Source organism: Treponema vincentii (assembly GCF_010365865.1).
Taxonomy (GTDB): Bacteria; Spirochaetota; Spirochaetia; order Treponematales; family Treponemataceae; genus Treponema.
This window is the reverse complement of sequence record NZ_CP048020.1, coordinates 916,679-934,537: the sequence shown is the minus strand read 5'-3', so window position 1 is coordinate 934,537 and position 17,859 is coordinate 916,679. Positions and strand designations below refer to the sequence as shown.

General features: G+C 46.0%; 9 protein-coding genes and 2 pseudogenes. 3 read left to right on the top strand and 8 right to left on the bottom strand.

All coding sequences use genetic code 11. The annotated features are described in order from the left end of the window. Positions 1-9 precede the first annotated feature (9 nt). From GWP43_RS04360 to GWP43_RS04340, 4 genes and pseudogenes are all read right to left on the bottom strand, one after another. Positions 10-930 carry a TIGR03943 family putative permease subunit gene (locus tag GWP43_RS04360; RefSeq protein ID WP_162662988.1) on the bottom strand — a complete coding sequence of 307 codons (921 nt, stop codon included), beginning with the start codon at positions 928-930 and terminating at the stop codon, positions 10-12. After that, positions 927-1,958, bottom strand: a complete 1,032-nt coding sequence (locus GWP43_RS04355; RefSeq protein WP_162662986.1) for an FAD:protein FMN transferase — start codon at positions 1,956-1,958, stop codon at positions 927-929. Before GWP43_RS04355 ends, GWP43_RS04360 begins: the two co-directional genes overlap by 4 nt. A 131-nt stretch (positions 1,959-2,089) precedes the next feature. Then, positions 2,090-3,267, bottom strand: a pseudogene (locus GWP43_RS04350) (iron-containing alcohol dehydrogenase). Positions 3,268-3,535: 268 nt separating this feature from the next. Continuing rightward, positions 3,536-4,423, bottom strand: coding sequence for a fructose bisphosphate aldolase (locus GWP43_RS04340; protein WP_162662984.1), 888 nt, complete (start codon positions 4,421-4,423; stop codon positions 3,536-3,538). 117 nt (positions 4,424-4,540) lie between these two features. On the opposite strand from GWP43_RS04340, the gene GWP43_RS04335 reads away from it, so the two are divergent. From GWP43_RS04335 to gyrA, 3 genes and pseudogenes are all read left to right on the top strand, one after another. After that, positions 4,541-8,140 (top strand): alpha-amylase family glycosyl hydrolase, encoded by a 3,600-nt coding sequence (locus GWP43_RS04335; RefSeq protein ID WP_162662982.1) that lies wholly within the window; start codon positions 4,541-4,543, stop codon positions 8,138-8,140. Between the two features lie 205 nt (positions 8,141-8,345). Further along, positions 8,346-10,263, top strand: a pseudogene (gyrB, locus tag GWP43_RS04330) (DNA topoisomerase (ATP-hydrolyzing) subunit B). Positions 10,264-10,276: 13 nt separating this feature from the next. Next, positions 10,277-12,790 carry a DNA topoisomerase (ATP-hydrolyzing) subunit A gene (gene gyrA / locus GWP43_RS04325; protein ID WP_162662980.1) on the top strand — a complete coding sequence of 838 codons (2,514 nt, stop codon included), beginning with the start codon at positions 10,277-10,279 and terminating at the stop codon, positions 12,788-12,790. A 143-nt stretch (positions 12,791-12,933) separates the two neighbouring features. Here the strand turns inward: gyrA and GWP43_RS04320 are convergent, their stop codons facing one another. The 4 genes from GWP43_RS04320 to GWP43_RS04300 all read right to left on the bottom strand — a co-directional run bounded on the left by GWP43_RS04320 (position 12,934) and on the right by GWP43_RS04300 (position 17,758). After that, on the bottom strand, positions 12,934-14,199 hold the full coding sequence (locus GWP43_RS04320; protein ID WP_162662979.1) for a Glu/Leu/Phe/Val family dehydrogenase: 1,266 nt from the start codon (positions 14,197-14,199) through the stop codon (positions 12,934-12,936). 795 nt (positions 14,200-14,994) lie between these two features. Next, positions 14,995-15,300 carry an FmdB family zinc ribbon protein gene (locus GWP43_RS04310; RefSeq protein ID WP_162662977.1) on the bottom strand — a complete coding sequence of 102 codons (306 nt, stop codon included), beginning with the start codon at positions 15,298-15,300 and terminating at the stop codon, positions 14,995-14,997. A 325-nt stretch (positions 15,301-15,625) separates the two neighbouring features. Continuing rightward, entirely contained in the window at positions 15,626-16,501 is an 876-nt protein-coding gene (locus tag GWP43_RS04305) for a hypothetical protein (protein WP_230978027.1), read from the bottom strand. Positions 16,502-16,945: 444 nt separating this feature from the next. Beyond that, the gene (locus GWP43_RS04300; protein ID WP_162662975.1) at positions 16,946-17,758 is read right to left on the bottom strand and encodes a hypothetical protein; all 813 of its coding nucleotides are present in this window, start codon (positions 17,756-17,758) and stop codon (positions 16,946-16,948) included. Positions 17,759-17,859: the final 101 nt, after the last annotated feature.

The following is a 17,859-nucleotide window of genomic DNA, read 5'->3' as shown; positions in this document are numbered from 1 at the left end:
AATATACATCTACGGATAAATATACTCTCGCTGCGGCTGATTTACCTTTTTTATTGTTTCTACAATAATAAGCGGATCAAAACTATTCTTATATGGCTTTTTCGACAGCGTACCGGAAACTTCAATCCATTCGCCGTCGATAAGTGTCTGAACATCGCTCCATTGTGCAAGGATACCAACCGGCTGCATATCGGCAGCGCAGCATATCATCATCATACGGGCTAAGGCGAACTCATTCTTTTCAAACAATTCTCCATCCTTCCACACTGAACCTGTCGCTGTTATTTTCTTCCCAACCCATGCATCAGGCTTTGTATACAACTCTGTGAGCCATTGCGTAAAAGTATCGCTATCCATGACGATGCCACTGTCCGCAGTCTTCATATTCGGTTCCGCCCCGGCCGTAGTCGACGTACCGGAAACCCCAACAGTCGATGCAGGATCAGATACAGCATCGCTCGGTGGAGCGGCGGAATATTCTCCGGCAGCAAATGCATCGGCTGCAAAAGGCGGATCGGAAACAGGCGAAGGCTGCCCGCCCAGCGAATTACTATATGCAAATTGAGAAAAGCGTACCGCTATTCCCGAAGAGGCCGACATGCCGACCAAAGCAACTGCAAAAACGACAATACTGAAAACACCTGCACGCGCGCTTCGAGCATCCTTTCCGGAATAACCCAAAACACCGGTATATACATTATTAAACAATGAAGTACGCCAATGCGATTCCTGCATCACTTTCTTAAGCTTGAGCATACCGATAAGAAAAAATACCACTGCTGAAAACAACAGCATGGGTATATGCCGTTCGTGCACATAGCGGTATGCCGCCCCGGAAATAACTGCACCGGTAAAATACAAAGCGAAACCGAAAAGAGTTGTCGCCTGTAGAATAGCTTGCAAGCGGGTATTTTGTCTTATAGTTTTCATAGTGACTCCGTATCTGTAAACTGGAATGCAGAATTTAAAATCATGATATTTTTTTTAAGATTCCCTGTCGTACGGACGCTGTTATCGTCAAAGATAAAAAGCGCCTCCGTATTGGGGAGTTCGTCAAGCAGTTTGACAGCTTTCTTATACCCCAGTACAAAGCATGCCGTCGACAAAGCATCCGCATCGGTTGCAGAATCGGCAAAAACGGATACTGCTATCATATTACTCTGCACCGGATACCCCGTTGCGGGATCGATAATATGATGATAACGGATGCCGCCCTGCTCAAAATATCGCTCATAGCTACCGGAGGTGGAAATACTGCGGTTTTCAATCGGGGCGGAGATAATCGGCTGTCCCTGCCGGATACGCGGATCGCGGATACCGATATTCCAGCGCTTTCCATCCGGTCGAACACCCACAGCAGAAATCGTACCACCGATATCGATCACAGCGTGCATAATCCCAGCCTGCTTTACAATACGGGTAAGCTCGTCGGCAGCGAATCCTTTTGCAATCGCCCCTAAGTCAAGCTTCATTCCTTCTTTCTTAAGAAAGACCGCCGTACCGGCCAGCTGTACATCCTTGTAATCGGTGCGGGAAAGCGCCACCTGAATATCCCGATCTTCCGGCTTCCGTGCATTTTCAAAACCGATATTCCAGAGCTTGACCACGCCGCCGATAGCGGGATTAAATGCGCCGTCCGTCTTTTCGGCAAAAAATACGGCGCGCGCAAACAACGGGTATATATCCGCCGGTACATTAACCGCAGACACGCCAGACGCCTTATTGATATCGATAAGCGTGGAGGATTCGGCATTTGCACTTAAATGTCGCTCCAATTCTTCAAGCCGACGAATGCATGTCTGCAGTACCAATTCAACTTCCGTCTGAGGCTTTTCGGTAAACAGTTGGATACTGCATACGGTTCCGAGCGCAAACACAGTACGGCCTTCCTTTCTGATGTCAGGCCTACAAGAGACAAGCAGCAGCGCCAACAAGAAAAAAAAACTATGCTTTTTCATTTTGATTTCACATGGGAACCTCTAAAAACTGCAAACCTACCGGCTTGTTCTGTAAAGAAATTCATTAAGTTGTCCGCTCTGCGGACTGCGAATCAGTTTTTAGAGGCTTTTCTAATCATTCTCAAGCTTGTTTACAGCGCAGCTTTATAAATTGCAAGGACATCGGCTGCCGTTAAGGTTTGGAAGCCGCGGATTTTTCCGCTGCGGCTCCGGTGCATCACAGCCGCTTCCGCCATCTCCTTAAGATGCTCTTCGCCGATACCGACTTCACGCAGCGTCATCGGGATACCGAGCGATGCAAAAAATTCCGATGTCTTATCAATAGCGGCGTTTGCCGTTTTATAGACATCCGCGTCTGCGGGCAAGCCCCACACATTGACGCCGTACTCGGCAAGCTTATGCACGGTATTGTCGTTCAGTACATGCCGCATCCAATGAGGGGTTAGGATTGCAAGCCCTACCCCGTGCGTAATGTCGTAAAAAGCGCTCAGCTCATGCTCCATCGGGTGAGCCGACCACATCGTCATCTTTCCGCACCCCAACAAACCGTTTATCGCCCATGTTCCCGCCCACATCAAATTGGCGCGAGCGTCATAATTATCGGGTTCCTTCAACGCAATGGGGCCGTAGTGGATACAGGTTTTCAGTACCGCTTCGGCGAACCGGTCTTGCAAGTAAGCCCCGTCGTCCAACGAAAAATAACTTTCAAACGTATGGCTCATAATATCCGCAGTGCCGGCGGCCGTATGCTTTTTTGGGTACCGAGAACGTGTAGCATGGATCCATCACGGAAAATTTCGGCATCAAAAAGCGGAATTTCAAAGCCGAGCTTTTCCTTCGTTTTAAAGTTGGTAATAACGGCGCCACAGTTCATTTCGGACCCCGTCGCTGCAAGAGTCAAAACCGTACCGAGCGGGATCGCTTCCGTAACAGAGACCTTCCGCGTAATAATGTCCCATGGGTCACCGTTATAGTGCGCACCGGCAGCGATCGCTTTAGCACAATCGATAGAGCTTCCGCCACCGATCGGAAGGATAAAATTAAGCTTGTGTTCTCGTACCAGCGCGATGCCTTTTTCAACCTCTTCTATCCGCGGGTTGGGAGAAATACCTGACAGTTCCGCATAAAAGATGCCCTTTGATTTTAATTGCTCCGTTATCGTATCGTAAAGCCCAATTTTCTTGATGCTCCCGCCTCCGTAGCAGAGCAGTACTCTATTACCGTATTTTAATATCTCATCGGCAAGTCCTTCAGCACTGCCTTTTCCGAACAGTATCTTTACCGGTACATCAAAAACAAAATTAAACATCTCATCCTCCTGAGTAATTGCGCAATGTAATAATAGAAAGAAACAGCTTTTACAAGTTCACATAATTGAGTTTAACACAGCATGAAAGATTGCGTCCCACCCTTTGTTCTGCACATGTTCCATCAAAATATGTTTTAACACAACCGATGCATGATCGCATCCGAAACCGACCTTCATATATGCTCCTTTTGTATAGAAAAGATTTTTGCTTCTTTTCTAAAAAACAAGTTCTTAGAGATGCCTATGAATTAGTTGTGGGGCAGGTCGACTATGTAATCGAAGCGTCGTAAATGCTCTTAATTGCAGCGGCAAGGGTTTTGTCGAATTCTTCTTGCGACTGCTGTGCACGTAAATCTTCTGCGAGGGCACGGGAGAAGCTGGCGATCATACCGTGGTTTTTTGCCAGCAACGCATTGGCTTCCTCTCTACTGTACCCGCCCGAAAGTGCGACAACGCGTACAACTTGCGGATTGTCGATAAATTCTTTGTACAGGTCTGCCTGTGTCGGGATGCTCAGCTTGAGCATAATCAACACATCCTTCGGCAATTTTGCAATGTGTTCGCGAATTTCTTTTTTTAGGATATCTTCACACTTTGATTTATCGGGGCTGTGAATATCTACTTCCGGTTCGATAATCGGTACTAATCCGTGCTTTGCAATTTGCAGACCGATTTCAAACTGCTGATCGATAACTTTTTTGATACCGGCAGGATTTGCTTCCTTTATAACCGAGCGCATCTTTGTCCCGAAGATATGCTTCTGTACGGCACGTTGCAGCAATGCTTCCAAATCGGGCATCGGCTTCATCAGCTGAACACCTTCGGCTAAGTCTGCAAGTCCTTTATCAACCTTTAGAAACGGTAAAACGCCGCGCTTATCCCACAGATAGTCTGCCGTAGGAATACCCTCTATATCACGATCCATTGTTTGCTCAAAAAGGATAGCACCGAGTATATGCTTTTTGTCGAATTCTTTACTGGTGATAATCCGCGTGCGCATGGCATGCACCATATCAAACATCTCTTTTTCATTTGAATAGGCGTCTTTTCCGATACCGTATCCGGCCAGAGCCTTAGGCGTACTGCCACCACTCTGATCCAAAGCCGCGATGAATCCCTTTCCGGTGTGCATCCGTTCTATTTTTTGCTTGTCCATAGTAAAACCTCCTGCAAGATAATGCGATGTCAGTATATCCTATGATAGCGAAAAACGCTAGCCTAGCTTCACAATATCGGATTTTCGGCATATAATTAGCACATACGAGGATATTTTATGCAAAAAGTGTATGCCGATAGCTTTCTCCAAACTATGGAATTCCATATCCATCGCGATGTACGTACAAAATGCCATTTTTCAAAAACACTCTTTTCATCGACCGGAAACGTCATAATACGAAATATTAATGATATTTATGTGTTTACTTTCCAGTATAACGAGGTCGTGGAATCAGGTGCATTCGGGATGCCGGTACGTGCCGAGCAGTATTTAAAAGCAGGTCAGCTGAATGCGATGGGGTTGATTGATGAAATATTCCATTATATGTGTCGACTGTACCGGCGGGATGTACGCGCTGATTTTTTTAGCAGTGGGTATGACTTTGTGCAAGCGGAGCTTGCAAAGGAACACTTGCCCGACCTCGATGATTTATTACTCGAATTTTGTGCCGAATTTCCTCCTGCGGAAGTTTACGGCGGGGCAATGACTGTCGAAGATTGGTTCCGCAATATCGATCCGGTATCGGGCATTGAAAATAAATACCGTGCGTTTGAAGAATTGATTCTTTGTAAGCTTGCAAATGAAAATCCTGCATTCCAACCTTTTTATCCTCTTTTTACCGATGAACAGCTGTCGGCACACCCTTCATACAACTGTTTCTGGGACAGCATTCGCGACTGGTCGTTCCGGAACGAGGTATTCGGTCCTGAAAAAGTTGATCTGATTTCGCTGCTTAAAGCTCCCGTTTCTTATGCGCCGTTCAGTTTGAAAGGACAGCTTGAATATATCAAAAAGCATTGGCTTGATTTGCTTGGCGAATTTATCGGCAGACTCTTAACAAGTCAGGATATCCTTTCAGAAGAGGAGAAATCTGCATGGCAGGGCGGCGGTGGAGGCGGCACGCATGATGCCTATCATTTTGAAGAACTGACACAGGAATATGAACGGTTCACTGCCGACCGTGACTGGATGCCGAATGTCGTAATGATTGCAAAAAGCACGCTGGTGTGGCTGGACCAACTTAGTAAAAAGTATCAGCGGGCTATCACTCGCCTTGATCAAATTCCCGATGAGGAGCTTAATTTTCTTGCAGAAGCGGGCTTTAATGCGTTGTGGCTTATCGGAGTATGGGAACGTTCCCCTGCAAGTGCGCGGATTAAGCAGATATGCGGGAACCAAGAGGCGGCAGCGAGCGCCTACAGTTTGACGGATTATGAGATAGCCGGAGATATCGGCGGATGGGAAGCGCTCGAAAATCTGCGTAGTCGCACCGGCGCGCTGGGCATTCGGCTTGCTGCCGATATGGTGCCGAATCATACCGGCATAGATTCAAAGTGGGTGATGGAGCGGCCGGATCTTTTTATGCAAACTCGCGAAAGTCCGTTTCCGAGCTATAATTTTGACGGGGAAAACCTTTCCCGTGATTCCCGTATCGGGATTTACCTGGAAAATCATTACTATTCCAAAACGGATTGCGCAGTGGTGTTTAAACGGGTTGATCACCATACCGGCGATACCCGATACATTTATCACGGGAATGATGGTACGGGGCTGCCGTGGAACGACACCGCTCAAATTGACTTTCTCAATCCTGAAGCCCGCGAGGAGGTTATTCGGAAAATTTTGCACGTTGCTCGGAATTTCCCGATTATTCGATTTGATGCGGCGATGGTGCTGGCAAAGAAGCACATCCGACGGCTGTGGTATCCCGAGCCGGGAAGAGGAGGAGATATTGCGAGCCGTTCCCGCTTTGCGCTTTCTACGGAGGAGTTTCAAAAGCGGCTCCCCGAAGAATTTTGGCGCGAGGTAGTAGACCGCTGTGCGGTTGAAGCTCCCGATACCCTTTTATTAGCCGAAGCCTTTTGGATGATGGAAGGGTATTTTGTCCGCACACTCGGAATGCACCGCGTCTATAATTCCGCATTTATGAATATGCTCAAGCGGGAGGATAACGCCCAGTATCGGCTGACTATCAAGAATACCCTCGAGTTTGACCCGCAAATATTAAAGCGCTATGTCAATTTTATGAACAATCCTGATGAGGAAACCGCCGTTGCACAGTTCGGTCGAGATGATAAGTACTTCGGCGTCTGTACCATGTTGGTTGCAATGCCGGGACTGCCGATGTTCGGACACGGGCAAATTGAAGGCTTTGAAGAAAAATACGGTATGGAATACCGTCGTGCGTATTATAATGAGCAGGTGAACACCGGCCTCGTAGAGCGGCACCAACGGGAAATTTTCCCACTGATGAGGCAGCGTCGTTTGTTCTCCGGCGTAGAAAATTTCCTACTCTATGATTTCCGGACAGATGGGCAGGTGAACGAGAATGTCTTTGCGTGGTCTAATGTGTACGGCGATTCCCGCTCCCTCATCCTCTACAACAACAAATATGAACAGACTGCAGGCTGGATTAATATGTCCGTCGCTTATGCCGTTAAAGGTTCCGGTGATGAAAAACAGTTGGTACAGCGGACGCTTGCACAAGGGTTACTGCTGACAATTACCTCGAGCCGGTTTGTCATTTTTCAGGAGCAACATTCAAAATTATGGTTTATCAGAAAAAACAGCGAGATTGCGGAGCGCGGTTTGTTCGCCGTTCTAAATGGTTTTGAAACGCAAGTATTTTTGAACATCTATGAGGTAACCGACACTCAAGATGAGCAATATCGGCAACTGTACGAAAAGCTTAACGGCAACGGTATTGCCGATGTTGGGATGGGAATCAATGAGATCAAGTTTAAGAAGCTCTATGATGCACTCGCTGCGTGTATATCAAAAGAGATGTTGCAAGACTGTATTCAACTGGTAAAGGATTGTAAGCATACTGAAAGTCCGCATGAAACAGAGTCAAAAATACATTCGTTTATCAACAAGCTTGAACCGTTAGCCGTCACTTTTTTGACTGCTTTAGAAGAAACGTATCGCAGCGAGCAAACTGCACAATTCCTCGAAGAGAAAGTGCCGACAGTTAAAACATCCATAAAGCAGTTGTCAACTCTGTTCAAGGCACGTATGTACCGCCTCCTCCTATCGGCTTCCGGTTTGCTGATACGAGAAATGCCGTTGACTGCGATGACCCCTGCCGTAACCGTATTTATTCACAAAATGTGTGGAACGGCTTCGCAGCTTTTTGTATCGTTCGGTTCGGTGTTCCTTATGTCGGTTGAAGATATTGCCATTTATTACAAGATGGAAGAAAATATCGGAAGGCTCTACGCCTTTCTACACCTCGAAGAAAAACTTACAGCATTGGTTCGTTCAAGAGGATTTGATATCGATCCTATTGAAAATAAAGCTGATACGGTGAAGTACCTCTATTATGTGCACAATGCCCGTGGAAAGAAACCTATCCGCAGAACCGGTATTGTCAGCCGGATGGTGCAGGATCCCAATGTTATTATTCGCCTCGGTATTCACGAATGGGACGGAATTAAGTGGTTTAATCGTGAAGCAGCTGAATTGCTTGCCGATGATATGGCAGCGATGCTCTTTCTTTCTGCGGCACGGCCGGTTAAACAAGTTGAATGTATGAAGAAAACTGTTGATTCGGTAGAAAAGTATTGCCGGTTTGATGCGGAATTTTCTGCGGCAATTCATAGATCGGGATATCAGGTGGATCGGTACCTCAAACTTTTTGCCGGTACGTTAAAATAGTACGACTTATTCATGCATGGAAGGATAAACGCTCAATTTTCTGCCGCCTTTACTTTTTCCACTGATAATAGTATAATAGCCCGATTTTCATAAAGAACAGGAGCTTCCGTTATTATCACCATTATAGCTCCCCATAATTCACAGGATACCGCTAAAAAATCACCCTTTTATCGGTCCCCTTCATTTTATTCTCTAAGGATAGTGCATGACAACGCCTTCATATTCAGCGGAAAATATTACGGTTTTAAAGGGGCTGGACGCCGTCCGCAAACGCCCCCGGAATGTATATCGGCTCTACCGGTCCTGACGGGCTGCATCATCTGGTATACGAAGTTGTCGACAACTGTATCGACGAAGCGATGGCGGGCTATTGCGATACCATTTTGGTCGTATTGGAAAAAAACGATACCGTCAGGGTAGAAGATAACGGGCGCGGTATACCCGTCGATATTCACCCTGAAGAGGGCGTGAGCGCGCTGGAGTTGGTTTTGACGCGGCTCCATGCAGGCGGTAAATTCGACAAGGGTTCGTATAAAGTTTCCGGCGGTTTGCACGGTGTCGGTGTTTCTGTTGTAAACGCGCTTTCCACCAATATGGAAGCGATTGTTTGCAGGGATGGCTTTGAATATGTGCAAAAATTTGCACTCGGCGAACCGCTCGGCCCGGTTACCAAACGGGGAGAAACGCAAAAGCGCGGCACTACTATCCGTTGGACTGCCGACCCGACTATTTTTACCGAAACGACCACCTATAACTTTGATGTACTGGCAGTCCGGTTGCGCGAACTCGCCTTTTTGAATAACACCATCAGCATCACACTACGCGACGAGCGGCTTTCCACACCGAAAGAAGTAACCTTTGCCTTTGACGGCGGTATTTCTCACTTTGTGCGCTACCTGAACGAAAGTAAACAGGTGCTACCCAAAGAACCGATTTATTTCGACGGTGAAAAAAGCGATGTCGTTGTCGAGCTGGCAATGCAGTACAACGACGGCTATAAAGAAAATGTTCTTTCGTTTGTCAACGATATTAACACGCGCGAGGGCGGTACCCACCTCGAAGGTTTTAAAACGGCGCTCACCCGCGTGATGAACGAATTCTTGAAGAAAAATGCCAAGCTTTCTAAAAAGATGGAAAAAGAAGAAAAGTTGATGGGCGAAGACGTACGTGCCGGTTTAACGGCGGTACTATCGGTCAAAGTTCCCGAGCCTCAGTTTGAAGGACAAACGAAGACCAAGCTTGGCAACAGCGATGTGCGGAGTATCGTTGACACCTTCATTAACGAAAAACTCACCCTCTTTTTTGAACAAAATCCGACCGAAATCGATAAAATCCTCGAAAAAGCAGTCGGTGAAGCAACCGCCCGTATCGCAGCGCGCAAGGCAAAAGAAGCAACTCGCCGGAAAAGCGGCCTTGACAGCTTCGGGCTGCCGGGGAAACTTGCCGACTGTTCTTCCAAAGACCCTGAAAAATGCGAGGTCTACATTGTGGAAGGTGATTCTGCAGGCGGTTCTGCAAAGAAGGGGCGCGACAGCAAGACGCAGGCGATTTTGCCGCTGTGGGGAAAAATGCTGAACGTCGAAAAAACTCGGCTCGACAAGGTACTCAATAACGAGAAACTCCAGCCGATTATTGCAACGCTCGGTACCGGCATCGGTGAAGACTTTAATCTTGATAAAATCCGCTATCATAAGATTATCATTATGGCGGATGCCGACGTGGACGGTTCCCATATCCGCACGCTTTTACTCACCTTCTTTTTCCGCTATATGCCGGAACTGATTGAGCACGGCTATGTGTATCTCGCGATGCCGCCGCTCTATAAAATTTCCTACAATAAAAAGGAATGGTACGTGTATGACGACAGTGAGCGGGACAGCATTTTGAATGAAATTGGGCGGAATGTGAACCCCGCGGTGCAGCGATACAAGGGTTTGGGTGAAATGGATGGCACGCAGCTCTGGGAGACAACGATGGATCCCGCCCGCCGCAAGATGATGCGGGTAACCCTGCCCGATGCGGTAGAAGCTGACCGGATTTTCAGCACACTGATGGGCGAAGAAGTAGAGCCGCGCCGCAAATTTATCGAAGAAAATGCGGTGTACGCGAATCTCGATGTGTAATGGAGCATAAAACGTGGAAGAGATAAAAACGCCGGAAGGCGGGGTGTTAATCCCCATTCCGATTGAAACTGAAGTAAAACGTGCATATATAGACTATTCAATGTCGGTTATTGTGAGCCGTGCGCTGCCTGATGTGCGAGATGGCTTGAAGCCGGTACACCGCAGAATCCTCTATTCAATGGAGGAGAAGAACTTGCGCTATTCAGGGCCGACGCGCAAATGCGCTAAGATTGTCGGTGATGTGCTGGGAAGTTACCATCCGCACGGCGATGCCTCCGTCTATGATGCACTTGTCCGTTTGGGGCAGGATTTTTCCCTCCGGTATCCGGTAATCCATCCGCAAGGAAACTTCGGTACCATCGGCGGCGACCCGCCTGCAGCCTACCGTTATACGGAAGCAAAGATGGCGCGGCTTGCAGAGTCGATGGTAGAGGATATCAAAAAAGATACCGTTGATTTTATCCCGAACTTTGACGATTCTACGCAGGAGCCGACCGTTCTGCCGGGCAAATTTCCGTTCCTATTGGCGAATGGTTCAAGCGGTATTGCCGTCGGTATGGCAACCAATATGCCGCCGCACAACCTACGCGAAATTGCTCAAGCGGTGTCCGCTTATATCGACAATCCCGACATTACCATCGATGAGCTTGCCAAGTACATCAAAGGGCCGGACTTTCCGACCGGCGGCATTATCTTTGGTAAAAAGGGCATCCGGCAGGCGTTTAAAACCGGACGCGGGAAGATTTTAGTCCGCGGCAGGTTCAATATCGAAGTTGATAAAAAAGGCAAGGAAACGATTATCTTTACCGAAGTGCCTTATCAGGTAAACACCACGGCGCTTGTTGCGAAGATCGGTGAACTTGCCCGTGAAAAAGTGATAGAAGGGATTGCGGCAGTCAATGACGAAACCTCAGACCGCGCCGGTTTACGACTGGTTATCGAGTTGAAGCGGGGAGCAATCGCAAAGGTGGTGCTGAATCAGCTCTTTTCCAAGACAGCCCTGCAGTCCTCCTTCGGCGTTATTAACCTTGCGTTGGTGGATGGGCGGCCGCAAACGCTGACGCTCAAACAGCTGGTCGGCTACTTTGTTGCGCACCGGCAGGAGGTTGTTACCCGCCGCGTCCGCTTCGACCTGAAAAAAGCTGAAGAGCGCGCCCATATTTTACGCGCTCTTATCGTCGCCATCGACAACATCGATGAGGTGATTAAGATTATCCGCGGCTCCCGCGATACGGCAAGCGCCAAGAACGCGCTGATGGAGCGGTTTTCGTTTGACGACATACAGGCGCAGGCCATCGTTGATATGCAGCTCAAACGCCTCACCAGCCTCGAAATTGAAGACCTCCGCAAGGAATTACAGGAGCTTGAACTGCTGATTGAACATTTGAAAGACCTCTTGGCGCATCCTGAAAAGATTCTTGCGCTCATTAAGCAGGAAACCGATGAGCTTGCAGAAAAATTCGGCGACGACCGCCGTACCGATATTGTCAGCGACGAGGTAGAAGAGATTAACATCGAAGACCTCATCAAAAAAGAACAGATGGTAGTGCTGGTTTCCAATCTCGGCTACATCAAGCGGGTACCGGTTACCGCCTACAAGCGGCAGAACCGCGGCGGCAAGGGCTCCAATTCGGCAGCTTTGGTTGAAGATGACTTTATCGACCAGATTTTCACTGCTTCGACGCATGACTACATTATGTTTATCACCAATGAGGGGAAGGCATACTGGGTTAAGGTACACGAAATCCCCGAAGCAAGCCGTACAAGCCGCGGTTCTCATATCAAGTCGCTGCTCGCCGTATCTTCCGACGAGGAAATTACCACGATTGTGTCCTTAAAAGAGTTTAGTAGCGACACATACCTGCTGATGGCGACGGCGGGCGGCATCGTGAAGAAGGTACAGACCGACAGCTTCCAGAATGCCAAAACGCGCGGCATTATCGCCATTAAGCTGGACGAAGGGGACAAGCTGGTAAGCGCAATCCTTACCACCGGTAAAGATGAGCTAATGCTGGTAACCCGGCACGGACAGGCGCTCCGCGTTTCCGAAACCGAAATACGGGATCAAGGACGCGCTTCGCATGGGGTAATCGGTATTCGGCTGTCCGGCGGGGATGAGCTGACCGGCGCGCTTCGGATTAACGGCGGCAAGCTCCTCGTGATGAGCGAGAACGGCTACGGCAAGCGGGTAGACTTTTCAGAGTTTTCTCCGCATGGGCGCGGTACCGGCGGGCAAAAGGTGTACACCATTACCGAAAAGACCGGCGAGGTGGTCGGGCTGCTTGCCGTCGCTGACGATGACGAAATTGTCTGCATCACCGGACAGGGAAAAACCATCCGCGTGCAGGTTTCTTCTATTAACGTGATGGGACGCGCCGCACAGGGTGTTAAAATCCTCGATATCGAAAGCCCCGACCAGCTCATCGGTTTGGATGTGGTTGCACGCGAGGATGAAGAAGACATCGCGCCGCCCGCTTCGGAAACAACCTTCAACGGAGAACTCGACCTCGACGGCGGGGATGCCTAGCATAAAAAAAGGCGTATCGGCTTCTTTTTAAGGAACCGATACGCCTTGTAGATTAAACCCTTTTATCTAACCGTATAGGAACCTCTAAAAATGGAAGTTTTTAGAGGTTCTCATATATTTTCAGGCAGATATGAAGTTCGGGATTAATACCAGCCTCTTACCTTCATTGCTTCATCAATTCTCTTGATAGATTTCATGTAAGTTGCTTGGCGGAACGAAACGTTCTTTTCCTTCTTTAATGCCCAAATCGGGTTGAATGCGTCGATCATTGCGCGCTCTTCTTTCTCTTCAACTTCTTTTTCCGTCCAATAGTAGCCGTAGAGGTTCTGTACCCATTCAAAGTAAGAAACGGTAACACCGCCGGCATTGGTCAGAATATCAGGAGTAACAAGGATTCCCTTCTTGTACAGGATCTCATCAGCTTCCAACGTAATGGGACCGTTTGCGCCTTCGCAGATCAGCTTTGCCTTGATCAGATTGGCTTCGTGCTCTTTGATTGCATTTTCCATTGCGCAGGGACTGATAACATCGACATTCAATGCCCAGAAGTCATCGAGGGAAATTTTCTTTGCACCGGGAACATGGAGTAAACTGCCGTCTTTTGTCTTTGCCTCATTCAATTCTTCAAAAGTAAAGCCGCTTTCTTTGTAGGTTGCGTAGGTACCTTCTTTCTTGTCGAATTCCGCAACTGCAACAACTTTTCCGCCCAACTTGATGATGTTCTTAACGGTGAACTTTCCGACGTTTCCGAAACCCTGAACGGCAACGGTTGCTTTCTTTAAATCCATACCGATTGCTTTGCAGGCTTCACGCATAATAACGGCAACACCGAAGCCGGTCGCCTCGTTTCTTCCCTTGGAACCACCGTAGGTAAGCGGCTTACCGGTAAATACACCGATGGTCTGCTCGCCGGTCAGCTTATTGTATTCATCCTGCATCCACGCCATGATCTGGCCGTTGGTATTGACGTCCGGAGCAGGCACATCTACTTTTTCACCGAGGTACTTATACAAACCGCGTACCCAGCCGCGTGACAACTGCTCCAACTCACGCTGAGATAATTCGGAAGGATCAACAGTGATACCGCCTTTTCCGCCACCGTAGGGTATACCGGTTACTTGACATTTAATACTCATCCAAATAGAAAGAGCTTTTACTTCATCGGCATTGACATTTTGATGGAAGCGAATACCACCCTTGTAGGGGCCGACCGCATCGTTATGCGCAGCTCTATATCCCTTAAATACTTTGATAGAACCGTTATCCATCTTTACCGGAATGGAAATTTCGATTATCCGCTGCGGTTCCTTCAATAATTCATATACCGCGGGATCTGCTCCCAAAGCATCGCACGCTTTTTTTACTTGTGCCTGTGCATTCGCCAACGGGTTTAAGGTTTCTTTGCTCATAAAACTCCTCCTCAATAAGTTTCAACAAACAATCATATTATGGTAAAAATGGAACTAAAAACTTTAGCTATACGCATTTTACCTCACTTATATTATCTATAAGTATAGAACCGAAATTGCTAACAGTCAAGCAAAAGTTTCACATCTTCCAGGGTAACCGCATCAGGCCGTTTTTTCATATCCGCCACGGACGGCGGTGATACTAATCAGCAGCAAGTTTTTCGCTAGAAAAACTTGACACGAATATTGTACAAGGAAGTACAATGTTCGTGTTTCCCGCAGAATCATTGAAACTATTCAACTAGAGTTGAACCACTCGCAGTTCAAATGGTTTCACAGCCTCAATGATTCTGCGCTTTTTATCTACTCTGCCTGATGCGTTTGCCAGCCTGTTTGAAGAAATGTGCAAAATTTTAGATAAAATTTCGTTAAAGGAGAAAGAAAATTATAGCGAGAGCGGCACACAGTAAAAAGGACTACCCCGTATACCCATAAAGGTAAGGGGTCGGTGTCAGTGCGGGCATCGGCTTCATGTCCGACGTATTGCACAATACGGAATTTCTTTTTTTTTAGTTTTTTTGTATTATTCTTTTTGTTCTCTTGCTCATCAGGAGTGAACGCATAGCCGCATGAGGGGCATCCGTCTTTAAACTCTTTATGTGTTCCGGTAAATCCGCAACTGGGACACCGCACGGAGGCAAAAAAAAACGGCCACAGTGAGGACAGATCACTGCATCACGACGAACTTCTGCATTACAATTTTCACAAAAAAACTTAGGTTGTTTATTCATATACTTAGCTTGAACACGAACAGCCGCCTGAGCATCCGCAGCCTCTACTGCACGAATGAGCCGTTTTGTCTTTCCCTTGCGAAGAGGAACCCTGCACATCAGCCTTCTTCACATCTGTAGATGCTACTGTTTTTTGCGTATCGGTTTGATAAAAACCTTTACCGGTAAAATTTAATCCAAAACCAGCCGAGAATACTTGATGAGAAGATGCTCCGCATTGCGGACAAACTATAGCAGGCGTATCGGTCATTTTATGCTGTACCTCGAAAGAAGCTCCGCAAGAATCGCACATATAGTCATACGTAGGCATAAGCCCTCCACAGATCAATCAAGTAATTAAAACGCTCTATTAGCAGCCGAAGTTATACCTTCCATAAAATGCAACAGTTGAACAAAGTTTCAACTTTGGAAACTGTTGCATTGGTACGCGATAGCGTACCAATGCAATAAGTAAGTTTTCGGTAGAAAACTTGACGGTTAACGAGGCGGCGCAATGTTAGCAGCCGAAGTTATACCTTCTTCAAAACGCAACAGTTGAGAGAATATCAATTCTCGAGAACCGATGCATTATGCCATTTCAAAATGAAATGAGAAATGGCGTACAATAAGTAAGTTTTCGGTAGAAAACTTGACGGTTAACGAGGCTGCGCAATGTTAGCAGCCAAAGTTATACCTCGTAGCATTGTAATGAGCTCTGTTTCTGTAATATCGGCATTTTCTACAAAAATAGAAGAGTCTTGAACGGAAAAATCTCCATTCAGACCATGACTCAGAAGCAGCCGGACAACAAGAGCTGCGCGAGCGTCTGTTGCCTCAAATACCGCAGAACACCGATACATTGAGTTGATATCCTTTTTCAGATAAAGCTCTATCGACCGTATCGGCAGTTCAATATCCTCTAAGCCTAACAAAGCGGATACTACGGAGCCTCCCGAACGGGCATATAAGCCGATTTCCCCTACCCCACCGGATTCACTCAGGGCTTGAAATCGGGGCGGAAATATCAGGGACTGAGGCTCGGCTATCCGCTGCAAAAACGCTGTCGAATCCCGTTGATTGTCGCCTAAGCACATAAAGGCTATTTTTTCTTGAACCACTATATCCACAGTTGCAGAAGAATAATAGGTGCGATTGTTCAGTGCTGCCGCGCGGCGTTTTTCCCAACCGTCTTTTTTAGAAAACAGCAAATCTCCCAAACTGACAGGATAAGAACCGCTCGAAACAACGGTTACCGATGGCGGCATCCTGTAGTTTGCACCGATATACAGTACCGATGTCCGGTTCAAATACTGCAAAGCGGTTCTCTCCGGCACAAAAGCGGTAAACAGAGTTTTTAAAAGTGACTCATTCCCGATAACCGGAGCAACTATATACACATCGGCGTCCGATCCAACAGCACCGAATGCTCGTATATCATATTCAACAGGACGTGATACGCAGCTGCTCGCCAGTATAATTGCCGCAATAATACAGCCGACTCCGAATATTTTAGAAAAGTAAAGCTTTTGCACGTAATTCCCCTTATCTTGAATGCTTCAACCTTGAAGAAGACGCAAAAGTTAGTTGTTTTTTCGCCATCCCAGCCCACTATAATACGTACGAGGACATACTGTCAATTTGAAATCATCAGAATATTATTAATTTTCTAATATTGGCGAAGATTCAAAATATACTGAACTACTCCTGTTGAAACATATCTGTTATGAGTTTTGTTTTATGTCTTTCGCAGCAGCAGCTACTATCAATAAATATTTTAGACACAGCATAATTCTTCCCTTGTCCATTTCTCATCGCTTGACACTGCATTTACTAAGTGCACACATTAAAAGATCAAGATGAAAAGAGAATTTTGAAATTATAGGCTACCGGTTATCCATTTATTTTCTAAAAAAAATATATGATTTTTTACTCTTTATAACGAGGTGTCAAAGTTTTTATCAGCTTTGAAAACGGTGTTATGATTTTCTATATGATACTATAGTTTTTATTTTACCATTGTCATAGAATTCATATTCATAATAAGTATCAAAAAGACCGTCTTTTTCAGAGATTTTGTTGCCCATAGTGTCATATTCATAAATTGTCGTATGGGTCTTTCCATCTTCATAGATTGTTTTCTTCGAAATTAAATTACCGTTATCATCATATGCATAAAAATTTTCACCTAAATAACTTTTTTCATAAATTTTATTTCCATGGGAATCATATTCATAATATGTAATTCCATCTTTTAGAGAATTTTTATAAGTACATTTTCTAAAGTCATCTGTATATGTCCACCATTCATGATGTTCACCAAGTACTGCCTGACTATATCTATGAACTAATTTATGATTTTCATATTCTGCATGGTAATTTAAATATGGTTCACCACCAATCGTGCTATGAAAATATGTCATATCGCCATTTGAGTCATATTCGTAAAAGTATTCATGTCCGTCTCCACCATTATCTTTTGAATATACGACTTGGTTATTCCGGTTATACTCATATTCAATAAAATATCCATCTGTTTTGCAGTAGTTTTTCAAAAGATTATGATTATCATCATAGGTTTTTATATAAATTGTTTTCTTATTATTAATTCCACTGATGATTTCAATTATTTCCGAATTTTCTTCATAAGTGTAGTTTTCAATTTTTAACACTTTTTTTGTTTCTGCTAACCTTGTATCTGTTGCTTTTGTGTTTTCAAGTTTATTGCTTTCGCAAGCACAAAATGCGATACATAGTCCCCAAAAAATAATTTTTAAGTTTTTCAACTTCATATTTCTTTTCCTATAAATTTCCACTCCAGCGGCGTGTCCTGCTAACACCCTTTCGACTATTCCTTATAATATCATAAAACCACTAATTTGCAATCTAAACT

Bases quoted from the DNA above. Each gene is read 5' to 3' on its own strand.
- GWP43_RS04360 (WP_162662988.1), bottom strand. From the start codon at position 930: ATGAAAACTATAAGACAAAATACCCGCTTGCAAGCTATTCTACAGGCG.
- GWP43_RS04355 (WP_162662986.1), bottom strand. From the start codon at position 1,958: ATGAAAAAGCATAGTTTTTTTTTCTTGTTGGCGCTGCTGCTTGTCTCT.
- GWP43_RS04340 (WP_162662984.1), bottom strand. From the start codon at position 4,423: ATGGACAAGCAAAAAATAGAACGGATGCACACCGGAAAGGGATTCATC.
- GWP43_RS04335 (WP_162662982.1), top strand. From the start codon at position 4,541: ATGCAAAAAGTGTATGCCGATAGCTTTCTCCAAACTATGGAATTCCAT.
- GWP43_RS04320 (WP_162662979.1), bottom strand. From the start codon at position 14,199: ATGAGCAAAGAAACCTTAAACCCGTTGGCGAATGCACAGGCACAAGTA.
- GWP43_RS04310 (WP_162662977.1), bottom strand. From the start codon at position 15,300: ATGCCTACGTATGACTATATGTGCGATTCTTGCGGAGCTTCTTTCGAG.
- GWP43_RS04300 (WP_162662975.1), bottom strand. From the start codon at position 17,758: ATGAAGTTGAAAAACTTAAAAATTATTTTTTGGGGACTATGTATCGCA.